General features: G+C 42.0%; 17 protein-coding genes. 9 read left to right on the forward strand and 8 right to left on the reverse strand.

From position 1 onward, the window contains the following. The first annotated feature begins 54 nt into the window (after positions 1 to 54). Both nrdB and yfaE read left to right on the forward strand, forming a co-directional pair. Entirely contained in the window at positions 55 to 1,185 is a 1,131-nt protein-coding gene (gene nrdB, locus GQR89_RS11965) for a class Ia ribonucleoside-diphosphate reductase subunit beta (protein ID WP_158770260.1), read from the forward strand. Then, positions 1,185 to 1,454: a class I ribonucleotide reductase maintenance protein YfaE gene (gene yfaE / locus GQR89_RS11970; protein WP_158770261.1), complete on the forward strand. Its 270-nt coding sequence runs from the start codon at positions 1,185 to 1,187 to the stop codon at positions 1,452 to 1,454. Before nrdB ends, yfaE begins: the two co-directional genes overlap by 1 nt. 374 nt (positions 1,455 to 1,828) lie before the next feature. Here the strand turns inward: yfaE and asnB are convergent, their stop codons facing one another. The 4 genes from asnB to dapA all read right to left on the reverse strand — a co-directional run bounded on the left by asnB (position 1,829) and on the right by dapA (position 7,131). Continuing rightward, positions 1,829 to 3,718 (reverse strand): asparagine synthase (glutamine-hydrolyzing), encoded by a 1,890-nt coding sequence (gene asnB / locus GQR89_RS11975; RefSeq protein ID WP_158770262.1) that lies wholly within the window; start codon positions 3,716 to 3,718, stop codon positions 1,829 to 1,831. Between the two features lie 231 nt (positions 3,719 to 3,949). Next, a complete protein-coding gene (locus GQR89_RS11980) occupies positions 3,950 to 5,053 on the reverse strand; it encodes a phosphoribosylaminoimidazolesuccinocarboxamide synthase (RefSeq protein ID WP_158770263.1) in 1,104 nt (367 codons plus the stop codon). Between the two features lie 80 nt (positions 5,054 to 5,133). Continuing rightward, complete coding sequence (bamC, locus tag GQR89_RS11985; RefSeq protein ID WP_158770264.1) at positions 5,134 to 6,240, reverse strand: outer membrane protein assembly factor BamC; 1,107 nt, start codon at positions 6,238 to 6,240, stop codon at positions 5,134 to 5,136. A gap of 9 nt (positions 6,241 to 6,249) precedes the next feature. After that, on the reverse strand, positions 6,250 to 7,131 hold the full coding sequence (gene dapA / locus GQR89_RS11990; RefSeq protein ID WP_158772243.1) for a 4-hydroxy-tetrahydrodipicolinate synthase: 882 nt from the start codon (positions 7,129 to 7,131) through the stop codon (positions 6,250 to 6,252). Between the two features lie 161 nt (positions 7,132 to 7,292). On the opposite strand from dapA, the gene GQR89_RS11995 reads away from it, so the two are divergent. Together GQR89_RS11995 and bcp are read left to right on the forward strand one after the other, a co-directional pair. After that, a complete protein-coding gene (locus GQR89_RS11995; protein ID WP_158770265.1) occupies positions 7,293 to 7,820 on the forward strand; it encodes a glycine cleavage system protein R in 528 nt (175 codons plus the stop codon). Positions 7,821 to 7,871: 51 nt separating this feature from the next. Beyond that, positions 7,872 to 8,336, forward strand: a complete 465-nt coding sequence (gene bcp, locus GQR89_RS12000; RefSeq protein WP_158770266.1) for a thioredoxin-dependent thiol peroxidase — start codon at positions 7,872 to 7,874, stop codon at positions 8,334 to 8,336. Positions 8,337 to 8,408: 72 nt separating this feature from the next. On the opposite strand, the gene GQR89_RS12005 is transcribed toward bcp, so the two are convergent. Continuing rightward, a complete protein-coding gene (locus GQR89_RS12005; RefSeq protein WP_158770267.1) occupies positions 8,409 to 9,488 on the reverse strand; it encodes an AI-2E family transporter in 1,080 nt (359 codons plus the stop codon). Between the two features lie 392 nt (positions 9,489 to 9,880). On the opposite strand from GQR89_RS12005, the gene GQR89_RS12010 reads away from it, so the two are divergent. Then, the gene (locus GQR89_RS12010) at positions 9,881 to 11,347 is read left to right on the forward strand and encodes a M48 family metalloprotease (RefSeq protein ID WP_158770268.1); all 1,467 of its coding nucleotides are present in this window, start codon (positions 9,881 to 9,883) and stop codon (positions 11,345 to 11,347) included. Here GQR89_RS12010 and GQR89_RS12015 read toward each other — a convergent pair. Further along, positions 11,333 to 11,803, reverse strand: a complete 471-nt coding sequence (locus tag GQR89_RS12015) for a TlpA disulfide reductase family protein (protein ID WP_158770269.1) — start codon at positions 11,801 to 11,803, stop codon at positions 11,333 to 11,335. The genes GQR89_RS12010 and GQR89_RS12015 overlap by 15 nt on opposite strands. Before the next feature lie 79 nt (positions 11,804 to 11,882). Here GQR89_RS12015 and arsC point away from each other — a divergent pair, with 79 nt between their 5' ends. Genes arsC through GQR89_RS12030 form a run of 3 tightly spaced genes read left to right on the forward strand, consistent with a single transcriptional unit; the run spans position 11,883 to position 13,296 of the window. After that, the gene (gene arsC / locus GQR89_RS12020; protein WP_158770270.1) at positions 11,883 to 12,254 is read left to right on the forward strand and encodes an arsenate reductase (glutaredoxin); all 372 of its coding nucleotides are present in this window, start codon (positions 11,883 to 11,885) and stop codon (positions 12,252 to 12,254) included. Next, positions 12,251 to 12,844 (forward strand): NAD(P)H:quinone oxidoreductase, encoded by a 594-nt coding sequence (wrbA, locus tag GQR89_RS12025; RefSeq protein WP_158770271.1) that lies wholly within the window; start codon positions 12,251 to 12,253, stop codon positions 12,842 to 12,844. The genes arsC and wrbA overlap by 4 nt, the downstream gene beginning before the upstream one ends. Before the next feature lie 23 nt (positions 12,845 to 12,867). After that, complete coding sequence (locus GQR89_RS12030; RefSeq protein WP_158770272.1) at positions 12,868 to 13,296, forward strand: DUF2069 domain-containing protein; 429 nt, start codon at positions 12,868 to 12,870, stop codon at positions 13,294 to 13,296. A gap of 91 nt (positions 13,297 to 13,387) precedes the next feature. Here the strand turns inward: GQR89_RS12030 and hda are convergent, their stop codons facing one another. Further along, positions 13,388 to 14,098: a DnaA regulatory inactivator Hda gene (gene hda, locus GQR89_RS12035; protein ID WP_158770273.1), complete on the reverse strand. Its 711-nt coding sequence runs from the start codon at positions 14,096 to 14,098 to the stop codon at positions 13,388 to 13,390. Then, entirely contained in the window at positions 14,098 to 15,186 is a 1,089-nt protein-coding gene (locus tag GQR89_RS12040; protein ID WP_158770274.1) for a DUF2066 domain-containing protein, read from the reverse strand. Before GQR89_RS12040 ends, hda begins: the two co-directional genes overlap by 1 nt. Positions 15,187 to 15,372: 186 nt before the next feature. On the opposite strand from GQR89_RS12040, the gene purM reads away from it, so the two are divergent. Continuing rightward, complete coding sequence (gene purM, locus GQR89_RS12045) at positions 15,373 to 16,410, forward strand: phosphoribosylformylglycinamidine cyclo-ligase (protein WP_158770275.1); 1,038 nt, start codon at positions 15,373 to 15,375, stop codon at positions 16,408 to 16,410. Positions 16,411 to 16,432: the final 22 nt, after the last annotated feature.

The following is a 16,432-nucleotide window of genomic DNA, read 5'->3' on the forward strand; positions in this document are numbered from 1 at the left end:
CCCTTTTGCGTAATGCAAAAGGGCAAATTCAACTCAATACGGCCATTTACCCCCATGAAATACACGACGTTTAATCAAAAAAATAACGACCCTTTGTTGGAGCCTATGTTCTTTGGCAATCCGGTCAACGTGGCTCGCTATGATCAACAAAAGCACAGTATTTTTGAAAAATTGATCGAAAAGCAAATTAGCTTTTTTTGGCGTCCAGAAGAAGTTGATGTGAGTAAAGATCGGGTTGATTTTCAAAAGCTAAGCGATTCTGAAAAGCACATTTTCATCTCTAACTTGAAATATCAAACTTTGTTAGATTCAATACAAGGTCGTAGTCCGAATATTGCTTTTTTACCTATTATTTCGATTCCTGAGCTTGAGACATGGACTGAAACATGGTCATTTTTTGAAACGATTCACTCTCGATCGTACACCCATATTTTGCGTAATCTGTTTGGCGACCCAAGCAGTATTTTCTCTGACATAGTAGAGAATGAGGAAATTAAAAAGCGCGCCGCAGATATATCTAAATACTATGATGATTTGATTTTTTACACCCAGCTTTGGCAAACACTTGGTGAAGGTACACATACCATACATGGTGAAAAACACATAGTGACCATGCGTACCCTAAAGATTAAATTATTTTTATGTATGAACTCAGTAAACGCCCTCGAAGCGATACGTTTTTATGTGTCATTTGCGTGTACTTTTGCTTTCGCTGAACGAGAATTAATGGAAGGTAATTCCAAAATTATTCGCCTAATTTCTCGGGATGAAAATTTACACTTAACCTCTACACAACATATTTTAAATTTGTGGGCAAAAGGTAAAGATGATCCTGAAATGGCGGATATCGCTCTTGAGTTCAGAGATCAAGCTAGAGATATATTCCTTGATGCCGTCGCCCAGGAAAAAGAATGGGCTGGATATTTGTTCAAAAATGGCTCAATGATCGGTTTGAATAAAGAAATTCTTTGTCAGTATGTAGAGTTTATTGCTAATCATAGAATGTCAGCTATTGGCCTCGGTCAACCTTTTGACATTAAACACAACCCCTTGCCTTGGATGAATAACTATTTGAATTCAGACAATGTACAGGTCGCTCCACAAGAATCTGAAATTAGCTCGTACCTTGTTGGTCAAATCGACTCTGAAGTAGGTAGTAACGACTTCGACGAGTTCGAGCTGTAGTGTGCAAAAAAGTCACGGTTGTTAAATACGACTCAGACATACCTTGTGAGCAAACGTTATCGTTTGCTCACAACAATCTTCTCGACTGCTTACTAAATAACAACATCGCCAAAGAGTACCACTGCAAAGAAGGTTTTTGTGGGGCGTGTCGTACAGAACTGATAGACGGCGATGTTGAGTACTTGCTTGATCCACTCGCTTATATAGATGATGGGGAAATTCTGGCCTGCTGTTGTAAACCATTAGGTAATATAAAAATCAAAGCCTAGCTTACCCTACCTATGTTGAATTACATTTCGTAATAGAGTGCCACAAAGTAAAATTTAACCCTTTCAAACAACCTAAGTCATCACCCACTAATAAGTATCTACTCTTAATAAAATACCCAGCAAATGCTGTCTACGGCGTCGTGATGCAGATATGACTGTCTCGGTCTCATCAGCTCTTTTAAAGAGTAAAAATACAAGTCAACGTAGTTCAAGCATTCCCGTTAGGCGATTTTGTTAATGGGGTTAAAGCAGCCTGTTTAAACTCAAGACACCAACACTTATCTTTCAATCAAGCGTCTTGACCAAATGCGGCGTATTGTGACTGTTAAGATTTTCGTTAAAAATCATTTGTTAACGTGGATTGATTTTATACATTATTGACTTTGGTACCAAGATTGGAACATCAACATGTTCCACAACTGGGTATGGTACTTTTTCTTTTTATATTTGAAGTCATGCCATAAAATTGCAACTTTATCACTATCAAATAGACCCTGCTGCTGCAATCTATCTCTGGCAAGTAAATCTTCAGCCCAATCGTTCAGTGGGCCATTCAACCAATCACGTACAGGAGAACCAAAGCCATGCTTGGGATGATTGGTTAACGCGTTAGGAATATGTGCATCCAAAATTTGCCTGAGTATGTGTTTGCCTTTATTTTCTTGAAACTTCATAGACATCGGTAACGACCACGCAAACTCAGTTATACGGTGATCCAATAGCGGACTTCGCAACTCTAAGCTGTTGGCCATACTCGCACGATCAGTCTTTACCAAAATGTCATCACACAAATACGTTAAATAATCATAAAGCATTAAATACTGTTCTGGGTGTGGCAAAGACAAAGCATTAACTTGCTGCAATTTATATTGCACCGGCACATGAGGGTTAAGCATTAAACTCTCCGGTGCTACCCACTTACAAATACGGCTCATATACATATCAAGAACGGTCATGGCACCGATTTCATTGGCATATTTGTTGGCAGTCAGCCCGAGCTTTTGTTTGCTACCTAATTTATATAATTGATTGGATAGAAGACGTTTCAAGGTATCAGGTATTTTTTGACTGGTTTGCCAGTTTTTAATATTTCTAAAATAACGGTTATACCCATAAAATAACTCATCGCCACCATCACCACTTAGCGCTACGGTGACTTTGCTTCGCGCAAGTTTTGAAACAATAAACATTGGGATCTGCGATGAATCGGCGAAAGGCTCATCGTAATGCTGAGCAATATCGGGCACTAAATCTAGGGCATCTTGGCCGCTAACGTAGAGCTCGTTATGAGAGGTCCCCAAGTAACCAGCAATATCTTTTGCAATATGCGCTTCATCTTTATCACTGTTACTAAAGCCAATCGAGAAACTATTTACCGGACGAGATGACTGCTTTTGCATCATTGCAGCCACTAAACTTGAGTCAACTCCCCCAGACAATAACACGCCGAAAGGCACATCAGATATCATGCGTAGTCTGGTTGAATCTTCTAACAACCCAGTCAAATGTGATTGCGCCTCGCCCAGCGTACCGCCAAAAGGATGATTGAAATTATACGCAGCGACATCAAGCGCAGACCAGTACTTATGACATAGTGCGAGTAAATCAGGTACGCTATTTAAGGCATCAACGCCTAGTGTAATAAAACTCCCCGGCTCCAGTTTGTATATCCCCTTGTAGATAGAATAAGGCGCAGGAATATAGTTAAAGCGCATATATTGTCCGAGAGCTTGCATATCTAACTCAGGCTTAAAACCGGGGATCGCTTTAAGCGCTTTCAACTCTGATGCAAAGCAAAAATAGCCGGCATTACGGCCGAAATAAAGTGGTTTTTTACCCACCCGGTCACGGGCTAGTGATAAAGTTTGCTCTTGCTTGTCCCACACTGCGAGTGCAAACATACCGTTGAACTTGCGTAAGGCTTCTGCCAAGCCAAATTGTGCGATCGCATACAGCACCACTTCACTGTCTGAATACCCTTTAAATCGTTGCTGTGTTAATTCTTTACGTATCTCTTCAAAGTTGTACACCTCTCCATTGAACACCATCACATAGCGCCCACAGGAAGAAGACATAGGTTGATGCCCAGAATGACTAACATCTTGTATCGCCAATCGGGTATGGCCTAGTCCAATACCGGGCTCTTCTACCCAAACACCATTATCGTCTGGTCCTCTATGGGTAAGAGTTGCGTTCATGTTTTTTAGGATGACAGAAAGATTAGACGACGCGTTTAAACGAAAAAGACCGGAAATACCGCACATAAAAGAAAGCTCATTATTGTAATTATTATGTTAGAAAATGTATTTTAAGAGCGGGAAATTAGCATATTTGCTGTAAAATGACACGTTAACTGGATGCAGTGTAAGGTGGCGAAAAAAGTTATTAATTGACTGGAACAATACAAAGCTCGCGGGCTTATCTACCCACAAAAAAGCCAGCTGAAATGCTGGCTCTTTGAGAGGAGAAGGACCAATCATGCCACTATGAATTAGCTAATCAATTAACTGGTAACGGCTGCGCAATATATCAATCACTTCCGCTTTAGGATTCTCGCTCAAAACAATTTTACGACCCGTAATTTTTTCAGCTATTTGGGTGTAAGTATTTGAGATATCCATCAAAACATTTACCGGAAGTGCATTATCTCTTGCTAACGCCTCACGTTCGGCCATACGCTCTTTGTTGAGTAAAATATCGGGATCAGAGAAATGATTGAGCAACAGTTGCCTAAATCCTTCTTTAGAATTCTCAACTATGTTGCCTTGCTTGTACTCCGCTTCATCCCAGATACGCGAAGAATCAGGCGTTCCTACTTCGTCCATGTATATCAATTTATCGTCGCCATGCACGTCTTTCACATAACCAAATTCAAATTTGGTGTCCACAAAAATCTGCCCCAATCCTTCTAATGCTTTACTGATGACGGCAAAACCATCGGTTAATAGTTTTTCGTATAAATCGATGTCAGTGGCTGAATTAAAATTAAAGGCTGCATAGTTTTTCACAATATCACGACGAGAAACATTCACATCATCTGCTTCAGGGACCCCTTCAATACCTTTTAGCACACCTTTGGTTGAAGGTGTAATCAACACGTTTGTGAGCTTGCTATCTTTGCCTAAGCCATCTTCTAAGCGAATTCCGCAGAATTCCCGCTCACCTTTTTCGTAGGCGCGCCACATTGAACCTGTAATGTATTGACGGCAGATAGCTTCAATCATCACTGGTCGCGCTTTTTGTACTATCCACACCAACGGATGAGGAATATCTAAAATATGGCTATCCGCTAATCCTTGCTCTTTAAATAAGCCGAACCAATGATTAGAGATTGCGTTTAATGCCGCACCTTTACCCGGTACACCTTTCATTCCCTCTTCACCATGCCAAATACAGTCAAATGCAGAAATGCGGTCACTGATCAACATTATCGCTAACGGTGTGTCTTTCGGCACAGGGTAGTTATGTTGCTCAATAAGGCGACGGCTATCTTCTTCAGTTAACCAGTAAACAGAGCGGACTTTTCCACTGTGTACGGGTAAGTTTGTGCGAATTGGAAGGTTGTCATTAACAGCAAGCACTTGGTCAGCGAAGCTCATACAAGATTGTCCTTAAAAAAGGGTTGTCTACAAAATGAAAGAGCACCCTTGCGGTGCTCTTTCAAAACATACGATAAAGGTTAAATATCTAAGTTGTCATCTGCCATTACACGGGCAAAAACGTCATACAAGCTAGATAGTTTTTCTTGCGTAAACGGCGTGCTTTCATTGTCGAGAACGGTTAATGATGTTTTCTCACCGACCTCTTCAACTCTAAAGCGATATTCCTGTTTTTCCAGCGGTAAAGCATTGGCATCGTTAGACCATATTGAATCCCACCAACCACTTTCAGTGCCATTATATTTTACAAACAATAAACCATTAGATTTATCGTAATCTTTTACGTCAAAACCGAGTTTACGCAACACCAGTAATACTCTAGGCCAAGCCGTGTCGTAGTTGCTATCGATAATAAACGCAGGCGCGTCTTCTTCATCAATACCAATCGTTAATTGCATTCCACGGCGAATTTCACGTATACGCTTAGCATCGGCAACACGAATTTGATATTCGTAGTGCCCGATCACTTTATTTAGAATGTCGACTTCTTTAGCTCGCCCATCAACATCCCCTTTTTCAGCAATGACTTTCTGGCCTTGACGTTCTTGATAGTCAACCAAGTGAACGTTGAGCGTTGCAGTTCGCCCATGAGGTTTCATTTCTAAATCAAACTCGAAACGCTGACTAGTATCACGTTCAACACTCGTCCAACTATACCAATGATCATCCAACACTTCTTTGGCAACAACCCAGTCGGTTACCAGGCGTTGTTTATCTTTATCAAAAGATTCAATGCCAATTCCCTGCTCTTCAAGGTAGCTAAGCAAGGAGTTCCAAATTGTTGTATCTAGTGGTTGACTATCATCCACTTGATCAAAATTAACTTTGGCATCTTTGCTACCATCGTCAACGTGAGAACCCGTGACTAAAGGTAGTACTAAAGCCGGTGATACCACCTTAAGCTTTTTACCTATAAAATTACGCGGGGCGTCTTTATCTAGTGCAGGAAGCTTATAAGCCTGACTAAAATTAGGGCGGTCAACATCCGCGGGTACTTGAATATCCTTGCCGGGTTGTTGCTTGGTATATTCAAAATTACCGCTAGCGATTTGTCGCTCTTCTAAAGAACTACAGGCACTTAATACGCCAATCGCAATAGCCCCGCCAATGAAAAACTTAGTTGTCATGCAATCTCCTTAAGATAATACGCCCGAATTGCGCATGACTTGTTCGATATGAATTTGGCTATCAAGTTCCGATTCAATTAGCGGTAAACGCAAAAATGCAGATTGAATGAGCCCCATTTTATATAATGCCCACTTAGGCAAGACTGGATTTGGTTCTATAAATAGCGAGCTATGCAAACCTGCAATTTTTTGATCGATTTCTTTGGCTTTCGCAAAGTCGCCGGCCAATGCCGCTTCACACATTTGAGCCATTTGTTTAGGCACGATGTTAGCCGTAACCGAAATCACGCCGTGACCACCAGCAGTTAAAAATTCGCAGCCAGTGGAATCATCACCGCTTAAAAAGACAAAATCTTTATCAACCAAAGGCAAGGTTTGTTTTAACCTAGTCATATCACCCGTGGCATCTTTAAGCCCAACAATTTTTGGGTGGGTAGCTAGCTCGGCAACCGTCTCAGGTAACATATCAGCCACCGTCCGTCCGGGCACGTTATATAACAAGACCGGAAGGTCGGTTGCATCAGCTATCGCTTTAAAATGCGCAACCATACCTTTTTGTTGAGGTTTGTTGTAATAAGGTACCACGCTAAGGAAGCCATCTATGCCTGTATCAGACATTTGCTCACTTAGAAAAATAGCTTCAGCAGTTGAGTTAGCACCACTTCCGGCGATAATTGGGATTTTCTTATCCGCAAACTCAACCATGCGCCTAACCACTTCAATATGCTCATCGAAGGGCAAAGTAGCAGACTCACCCGTGGTGCCGACAGCAATCAAGCCGTGGCTGCCATTAGCAATATGAAATTCAACCAACCTTTTTAAGGACGGATAATCTATCTCGCCAGATTGGTACATGGGGGTGATTAATGCAACGTAACTACCAGTAAACATGCCTACTCCAGAAAAAATTCGCGCCTTATGGTAATGAGCCTGTGGGGTAAAAACAAGCATTGAATGCGCAGAATGCGAAACCAACACCGAAACTGGAAATACTAGGCTAAGATCAGGTATGTTAGTAGGGTCAGAAATTTCCAATTAAGCTCAATATTTTAATGAACCATCAATTAATCATCACAATTTTAGGTGCCAATAAGGTCGCCATGCTCAGTACGCTAACGGATGTTGTCAGTGCTGCGGGCTGCAATATATTAGACAGCAGACAAGCTGTTTATGGCCAAGATTTTTCACTTACTATGATTGTAGAAGGCGCTCAAAGTGCCATCGTGCGGGTCGAATTAGCAATTCCGGTCGCCTGTCAGCAGCTTGATCTTCTGTCAATGATGAAGCGTACTAAGCGCCACTCAAAACAAAACCTCGAGCATTTAGCTGATGTAGAGTTTTCCGGAGTGGATGCTTTAGGCGTGATAAAAGAGGTGACGCAGTTTTTTTCGACATTCTGCGTGACCGTCAGCGCGCTACGCTTAAAAACAATTCAAACAGCGGCTGATGAAAACGCTCAAGTAAAATGCAAAATGGTGGTAAGTATGCCCCACGACATAGATTTAATAGACTTTGAAAGCCAATTTCACAGCTTGCTCCAAGGTCTAAACTTACACGGTGCGATTAAGCAAAATCATTGATGATTTACCCAATCGATCATCCATTCCAATCCAAACGAAGGACAGATTTACATGAATAGACTTACCGCAGGCGCAACTGCACCGGCATTTTCATTATTAAACGAAAACGGCGAGACCGTTAATCTAAGTGATTTTTCCGGTAAGAAAGTACTGGTATATTTTTATCCTAAAGCGATGACGCCGGGCTGTACAGTTCAGGCCCAAAACCTGCGCGACAGCAAAAATGAACTGGATAAATTGAATGTGGTTGTATTAGGTATTAGCCCAGATGCAGTAAAACGCTTACCAAAATTTATAGAAAAGGAACAACTTAATTTTAGTCTGCTATCAGATGAAGACCATGCTGTTGCCGAACAATTCGGCGTTTGGGGATTAAAGAAATTTATGGGAAAGGAATATGATGGTATTCATCGTATTAGCTTTTTGATTAATGAAAAAGGAGTTGTTGAACACGTTTTCGATAAATTCAAGACCAAGGATCATCATCAGGTTGTACTTGATTACCTTAACCAATAGGTAACTGCCTGACACCACACCCGTTTGTATACAGTAGATGAATTATCACTGTATACAAACGCTGCAGCCAGCCTAGCTAGATTGGTCTTCGAGCGCCGGTTGATAGGTCGGCGCCTTCCAAGCATTAATCACGGCTTTGACTAACGTGGCTAATGGTATAGCGAAAAACACTCCCCAAAACCCCCATAAACCACCAAAAAACAATACCGCAATAATGATATAGACGGGATGTAAACTAACCGCTTCTGAAAATAAAACGGGTACTAATACGTTGCCATCGAGTGCTTGTATAACACTATAAGCAAACATCAAATACCAGAAATCAGGGGTGAGTCCCCACTGAAACAAGGCCACAACGGCAACGGGTATGGTCACCACGGCTGCGCCAATATATGGAATTAGCACTGAAAAGCCCACCAACACGCCAAGCAATAAGGCGTACCGTAAATCCATCAAGGCAAATGTCACTGCCGAGATTGTGCCTACAATCACTATTTCAATTACCTTACCACGAATATAGTTGGCAATTTGAGTGTTCATTTCACTGCCGACTTGCTTGATTAAACGGCGTTGTGAGGGTAAAAGTGGTGCGAGGTTATTTAATAGCTGATTCTTGTCTTTTAACATGAAAAACACCATCAACGGCACAAGCACAAGATAAATCAAGAGTGAAGCTAAACTGCCTAATGAGCTAACCGACGCCGAAAGCAGCTGTTCCCCAAGACTGACAATACGTTCATTAACGCCACCAAGCATATCTTGCACATCACCCAGATGAACAAAATCAGGATACTGCTCAGGTAAATGTAGTAACCATACTTGAGCTTGTCCCCAAATTTGCGGCATTTCGCGGATCAGATTAATACTTTGTTGGGAAATAACCGGCACAATGCCAATAAAGGTCAAAATGCACAGGGTTAAAAAGCTGAAAATAACCAAACTGCATGCAATACCGCGCCGCATACCTATGCGCACGAGTTGGCTCACGGGCCAATCCAATAAATAGGCTAGCACTGCGGCAACAAGTACTGGCATTAAAATGGTGCCAAGCAACGCTAGCAGTAAAGACACAGAAATGAGCATAATCAACAACATTACTGAATCTGGATCCGAGAACTTGCGCTTATACCACCTTTCAAACACACTTAACATATGACTACTGTACCTCTAAAACACATGGTTAAAAAATATTGCTAATAAAAAACTTCAAGTTTGAACTAGCTAAAAAATTTAGCCGGATAGTAATGAAAAATGACTTAAAATCTACAAAGCGCAACATATTATATTGTGCTTATAAAGAAAGATAAGATTTTAGCTAACTTACATGTACTTTTTACGTGTAAAGACAGATCATGCCATGGCATCGTGGCAACAAAATTCCTTTTACGGTACAACATGAATGTATAGATATGGTAATAGAACAGATAAAATACTTGATGTTCTGCCTTATCAACGCAATATAATGAGATATCATCAGTTTTTCGGAACTAAATCAGGCAATCGCCTTTCTTAGTACCGAAGTCGTAATTGATTAAATAGGTGAAATGATTAAAACAACCCAAGTTTGCAAAACAGCGTTGGTCACTCTAAGCGTATCGATAGCTATGTTTGCTAGCGCCACCGTTGGCGCTGCCAATCAGAAAAATGATTTGCCCGAAATTGGTGTTGTAGCATCGAGCGCCATTAGCCTAGATAAAGAAATGCAAATTGGTGATGTGTTGATGCGTCAATTGCGTGGTCAGGCTCCGATTATTAATGATCCGCTATTAGATGAATATATTCAAGATTTGGGAAATCGTTTGGTTGCCCAAGCCGACAATGTAAAATTTCCATTCGAATTTTTCTTACTCAATAATTCAGAAATTAATGCCTTTGCCTTTTTTGGCGGTCATGTTGGTGTGCACACAGGATTAATATATAACGCTAGGAACGAGAGTGAGCTAGCGTCAGTTCTTGCTCACGAAGTTAGCCACGTCACGCAAAGACACATAGCGCGAAGCATTGAAGCAAAACAGAAATCATCTCCCCTACAATTGGCGTCAGCTTTAGGTGGGATTCTGCTGGCCCTAGCCAATCCTGAAGCTGGTATCGCCGCCATTAGTGCTGGTTCAGCAGCGTCTGCGCAAGCTTCAATCAATTATACCCGTCAAAACGAAAAAGAAGCAGATAGCATCGGCATACGTACTCTCGCCCGAGCGGGATTCGATCCCGACGCAGCAGGCGAATTCTTTGGTACTTTAGTGGAAAAGTATCGTTTAAAGTCCAAACCCCCTGCCTTCTTATTGACTCACCCACTACCAGAGTCTCGTGTTGCAGATGCGCGCACCCGGGCAGCCAGTTATAAAACCGGACGAATTCCAGAAAGCTTAAGCTTTCATTTAGCGAAAAGTCGGATATTGGCTCGCTACTATGCCACACCCGAATATAATATTAGCTACTTTCAAACGAGTCTTGAACGCGGTAGCTATGCCTTTAAAGCGGCGTCAGAGTATGGTTTAGCTCTAGCGTATCTAGCAGATAAGCAATATAAAAAAGCACAACAACTCATCGATACGCTACTTAAAGATGATTCACGAAATTTGTTTTATTTAGATACGTATACCGATATTGCCTTAGCAACCGGACGTCTTAAAGACGCCATAGAAAAACTCACAGCCCAAGCAATATTAACTCCTCGCAACCGTGTTATTACCTTGAATTTGGCAAATGCGTTAGTGGAAGATAAAGAATATGATCTCGCTATTCGTATTTTAAAAGATTACCTGTTGGTAGATAACGACAATATGTTAGCGCATCAAATATTGTCTGATGCTTATGGTAAAAGCAGCCAAAAGCTTGAAATGTACCAAACGAATGCTGAAGTATATGCATTAGCGGCATCTTACCCTCGAGCGATAGATGAGCTGCACAATGCGTATAATTATGCTGGTGAGCAGAATATCGAAAAGCAGCGGATCCGAGCCCGCATTGAACAGTTTCGTGAATTTCAAACTCGTCTAGAGAGTCTTTAAAATATCAATAGTGCGACGTAAAGACGTCGCAGTTTGCTCACCTAATAATTGTTTTTTTACTTGTCCATCAGGTCCGATAATAAAAGTGGCTGGTAGACTACTGGGTCTTGTCATCGGCAAAGCGCGCTCTACCGTTTCTATAAGCGGAAACTGGATATCGAATTTTTGCTTTAAGTGCGCTAATTCTTCAGGTGTGACCGCGTCAAAACTAATGGCGAACATAGGTACATCAGACGAATTTTGTTGATAGAAATGATTTAACTGTGGGATTTCCCTTAGGCATGGCGCGCACCATTGAGCAAAATAATTAACGACGACCCACTGCCCTTTATAGTTCTTCCATTGATGGGAGACCCCGTCATCCGTTGTAAAATCAGCTCGAACCAGCGAATAACCTACAATGCCAGCCATTAATCCCGTGATAATCAGCACCGAAAATAAAAATTTACGTAACATTGTCCAGCCTTCCCTTTTACCAATGAGAGCGAAACGATAGAATATCGTTATTCAAAATTATGCACAGTAGAAACTTATCATGTCGCAGTTGACCATACTACATAACCCACGTTGCTCTAAAAGCCGAGAAACACTGAAAATTTTACAAGACAACGGCCAACAACCTAACATCATTGAGTATCTTAAAAATCCGCCCAGTGAAGATGAACTGCAATCCATACTGCTAATGTTGGGTATGCTGGATCCCCGTTCATTAATGCGAACAAAAGAAGCAGAATATAAAGCACTTAATCTCGACAGCGATAACATTTCCCCTGATGAACTGCTCAGAGTGATGCACGTCACGCCCAAATTAATTGAGCGGCCGATTGTGATCAAAGGACCTCTTACCAGCGTAGACAGCTTGGCGGTAATAGGCCGCCCTCCAGAAAACGTATTAAAGCTGCTATGAGCCAACATATTCTCATTTTGTATTACAGCCGAAATGGCGCGACAAAAGCAATGGCTAATCGCATTGCCCAAGGTGTTGAATCAACAGGCATGCAGGCAAAACTACGCACCGTACCTGAAGTATCAGATGGCATTGCCCACAATCAGCCTATCGTGCCAGACTCGGGGGACCTTTTTGTCCATAAAAATGATTTAAAATCCTGCGCTGGCTTGGCATTAGGCAGCCCAACACGCTTTGGTAATATGGCATGTGCACTCAAGTATTTTATTGATAGCACCAGTGGTGAATGGCTATCGGGTGCATTAGTTGATAAACCAGCTTCGGTTTTTACGTCGACAGGTAGTATGCATGGTGGGCAAGAAAGCACATTATTGAGCATGATGTTACCCCTATTACACCATGGCATGGTGATCGCAGGGTTACCCTATACTCACCCTGAATTACACAACACAACAACTGGCGGTAGCCCCTACGGCGCCACACATTATGCGCATGGTAGTAACAGCGAAAAACTCAGTGAAGACGAACGCACGTTATGCTTTGCCCAGGGCCAGCGCCTTGCCACTCTCGCCCAAAAACTAACCTCTTAGTAGCTTAAAACTCAGGAAATAACATGACTTTAAATACCCAGTTCTACAAACGCCTCGCCCTGAGTAGTTATTTTTTACTAATTGCGTGGTTAGTAATTTGGCATTTTGTACTGACCATAGATAAAAACACCTCAACCACATTTACTGTTCTTTTTTGGATCATTCCTATATTACTACCTATACGCGGTTTACTTGCCGGCAAACCTTACACGTACGCTTGGACAAATTTCATCGTAATGTATTATTTATTGCATGGCCTGACTGCAGTCTATGCAGTTGAAGGTGAACGCATTTATGCAGCCATAGAAATTTTGTTATGCGTCGGGTTATTTAGCGGATGTAGTTTTTATGCGCGTTTAAGAGGAAGAGAGTTAGGCACTGGGATCCGCAAACTGAAAGAAGAATTATTAGAAGAAAAACAAGCATTTGAATCGCACAAACAGCAGAAATAATTTGACTAAATAGGGAAGTACAGCGCAGATTTCGACGTTCTAACGCAAGTCAGATATACGCTGAACTCCCCCATTATCTTTGACTTACTATCTAAAGATTAAGGGCTTCTTTTACAAATGGAATGGTGAGTTTCCTTTGCTGCTGTAACGACATTTGATCCAGTTTGTCTAATGTATTCATTAAAGACGGCATATCCCGACGCCAATGATTCACTAAATAAACCGCAACCTTCTCGGGCATAACTAAACCTCGCTGTTTGGCTCTGGTTAGCAAAGCTATGCAACGACCTTCATCGCTAAGACTTGCTAGTGTAAAGCTCACTCCCCACGCAAACCGTGATGCCAAATCAGCAAGTTGTAAGTTTAACGAGGTCGGTCCACCATTTGCGCAAACCACCACATGACTGGCACCTAATTCTTTGACGCGATTTAATAAATCAAAAACAGCTATTTGCCAAGTCTGTGAATCGTTAAGCGCATCAGCGTCATCTAGACAAATTAATTGGCTATGTTCCAATCCATCAAGTACCTCTGGTGAATACTGCTCTTTGTCTTTAAAACTGAAATAAACTGCACTGACTTTTGCTGTCTGGGCTTTGTGGCATAAAGAATAAAGCAAGTGGCTCTTGCCGACACCATATTCTCCGCTGACAAACGTTAACCAAGGTTGGTTTTGTGTATCCAAGGTTTTTTTGAGCAAACTTTTGAGCCTATGCACTAAGTGCGAGTTTTCCCCAACGATGAAGCTATCAAACGTTTCGGTGTCGCGTAAATGCACAGCTAAAGACAGTTGCTTGCTCATTATCGTTTCCAGAAAAACTCCAGATTCTGCTTATCCGCCTCAAAGCGGTTTACCGGCGACAATCGGCTGTCTAGGGTGACAGCGTCCATTAAGTTATCGACATTTCCTAACAAGCTTAATTCGAATTGAGCAACTTGCCCCCTTTGGGATACAAGGTTAGCTGAATTAACCACGCTTAGACTTCTAAAAAACGTTAGAATTTCACCATACTGACGGAGGCTGTCAAGATTATTGATTGTGATAACAGTACGCTGAGCGTTAGGGTCTAAAAGGCTAAAATCGATGGCATATTTAGTGGCAAGAGTGTCGCCTAAACTATTAATAAGTTCGACGACCACTTGCTCTTGATCTATGCCTGCTACTGTTCCTGAAATCGTCTTACCGTTTTCCAATAAGGTCCAATCGGCTTGCCACTGAATATCAATATTTTGTTCGGGTTCAACATTATCAACAAGATAAATCCGAGCAGACAATACGCTGTCTACCCCATAACGACTGCTTGCCTGAGCTAATTGATGCACAAAGCCCCCCCATATGTCATAAATATCGATATTTTGCATATCATCTAAATCTAATAATGGCTGCACAATTTCGATACCACGGCGCTGGGCAATATCCTGAGCACTGACCAGTAACTCTGGATGGCTACTTTCAGACACTAACTCACGATCCCCCTTTGGCTCTTTAACGGCTAACCAAAGAATGGTTTCGGGACGACGCTTATCCCAAATGCGGTAACCGGAATCGCGCAGTTGCTTGTCGACTTTATCCTGATCAAAGTTAACGGCTAAATAAAGCTGTTCGGGGGTTTGCTCAAAACGATAGGTACGCAGATAGCTTTTGGCTTGTTTGAGTTGAATTTTTATCTGAGGATCACTTAGCAAAGTCGAATTCCCACTGACTTTTACGAATACGTCTTCAAGACCTTGACGAATTGCCTCACTTTGCGTGCGAGTGGATTGATCAGCAACGCCAACTTTTGCACTGTACAAACCGTCGACTTCCCCAGCTTGCGCACTACCAAGTATCCATAACGACAGCAGCAATATCAGGTGAAATCTTTGTAAAATAGTGACGGTTTTGATCATTTTTAAACTTAACTCCAAAATATAAAGGCCCTATTGTCATTGATTTACGTGCAAATTTCATCATTTGTTTCACCCTACTTTATGCAAGGCATATTGAAATTGAGTAGATTTTCTGTACCTTTTGCCATTCTGAACTGGTAAAATCCGCGCTCATTTTTGGACCCTCACCCTCAAATAGGTAATTACGTGACCGATAATAAACCCTCCTTAAGCTATAAAGATGCAGGTGTCGACATCGATGCGGGCAATGAACTTGTTGAAAGAATCAAATCAGTAAGCAAGAAAACACATCGCCCTGAAGTTAGAGGAGGTTTAGGTGGTTTCGGCGCACTGTGTTCACTTCCAAGCAAGTACCGCGAGCCTTTACTCGTATCTGGAACGGACGGCGTGGGCACCAAATTACGCCTCGCTATGGATTTAGAGCAACATGATGGTATCGGCATCGACTTGGTCGCCATGTGTGTGAACGATTTAATTGTGCAAGGCGCTGAGCCCCTGTTCTTTTTAGATTATTATGCAACAGGTAAGCTCGACGTTGATACGGCCGCAAAAGTCGTAACCGGTATTGGCAAAGGTTGTGAATTGTCTGGCTGCGCTTTAATTGGTGGCGAAACCGCCGAAATGCCAGGCATGTATCACGGCAATGACTACGATGTTGCTGGATTCTGCGTTGGCGTAGTCGAAGCCGCTGATGTTATAGATGGAAGCCGAGTTAAAGCAGGTGATACATTAATAGCGCTGGGCTCATCGGGTCCTCATTCAAACGGGTATTCTTTAGTACGTAAAATATTAGAAGTCTCTGGTTGCCAAGCATCTGACGTTTTTGATGGAAAGCCGCTATCTGAACACCTACTAGAGCCCACCCGTATTTATGTAAAATCTGTCCTTAACTTATTAGAAACCGTCCAAGTGAATGCAATTACACATATTACTGGCGGTGGCTTCTGGGAAAATATTCCTCGCGTGCTGCCTGCTGGTACCAAAGCGATTATCGATGAGAAAAGTTGGCAGTGGCCAAGTATCTTTAATTGGCTGCAAGATAACGGAAATGTAACCACGTATGAAATGTACCGCACCTTTAACTGTGGTGTGGGCATGATCATCGCATTAGAGGCAAACAAAGCCGAAGAGGCGATTCAGATATTGCGCGGCCAAGGTGAAAACGTATGGAAAATAGGTCACATTGAAAGTGGCGACGACACGAATCAAGTTGAGATTAAGTAGTGTCGGTTAATTCACATAACAC

Origin of the sequence: Paraglaciecola sp. L1A13, from assembly GCF_009796745.1 — a bacterium.
Lineage (GTDB): Bacteria > Pseudomonadota > Gammaproteobacteria > Enterobacterales > Alteromonadaceae > Paraglaciecola.

Excerpts from the sequence above, each read along its gene's own strand:
- GQR89_RS12040 (WP_158770274.1), bottom strand. The coding sequence starts at position 15,186 with ATGATCAAAACCGTCACTATTTTACAAAGATTTCACCTGATATTGCTG.
- hda (WP_158770273.1), bottom strand. The coding sequence starts at position 14,098 with ATGAGCAAGCAACTGTCTTTAGCTGTGCATTTACGCGACACCGAAACG.
- asnB (WP_158770262.1), bottom strand. The coding sequence starts at position 3,718 with ATGTGCGGTATTTCCGGTCTTTTTCGTTTAAACGCGTCGTCTAATCTT.
- GQR89_RS11995 (WP_158770265.1), top strand. The coding sequence starts at position 7,293 with ATGAACCATCAATTAATCATCACAATTTTAGGTGCCAATAAGGTCGCC.
- bcp (WP_158770266.1), top strand. The coding sequence starts at position 7,872 with ATGAATAGACTTACCGCAGGCGCAACTGCACCGGCATTTTCATTATTA.
- GQR89_RS12015 (WP_158770269.1), bottom strand. The coding sequence starts at position 11,803 with ATGTTACGTAAATTTTTATTTTCGGTGCTGATTATCACGGGATTAATG.
- nrdB (WP_158770260.1), top strand. The coding sequence starts at position 55 with ATGAAATACACGACGTTTAATCAAAAAAATAACGACCCTTTGTTGGAG.
- wrbA (WP_158770271.1), top strand. The coding sequence starts at position 12,251 with ATGAGCCAACATATTCTCATTTTGTATTACAGCCGAAATGGCGCGACA.
- dapA (WP_158772243.1), bottom strand. The coding sequence starts at position 7,131 with ATGTTTACTGGTAGTTACGTTGCATTAATCACCCCCATGTACCAATCT.
- GQR89_RS12030 (WP_158770272.1), top strand. The coding sequence starts at position 12,868 with ATGACTTTAAATACCCAGTTCTACAAACGCCTCGCCCTGAGTAGTTAT.
- GQR89_RS12010 (WP_158770268.1), top strand. The coding sequence starts at position 9,881 with ATGATTAAAACAACCCAAGTTTGCAAAACAGCGTTGGTCACTCTAAGC.
- bamC (WP_158770264.1), bottom strand. The coding sequence starts at position 6,240 with ATGACAACTAAGTTTTTCATTGGCGGGGCTATTGCGATTGGCGTATTA.
- GQR89_RS11980 (WP_158770263.1), bottom strand. The coding sequence starts at position 5,053 with ATGAGCTTCGCTGACCAAGTGCTTGCTGTTAATGACAACCTTCCAATT.
- GQR89_RS12005 (WP_158770267.1), bottom strand. The coding sequence starts at position 9,488 with ATGTTAAGTGTGTTTGAAAGGTGGTATAAGCGCAAGTTCTCGGATCCA.
- arsC (WP_158770270.1), top strand. The coding sequence starts at position 11,883 with ATGTCGCAGTTGACCATACTACATAACCCACGTTGCTCTAAAAGCCGA.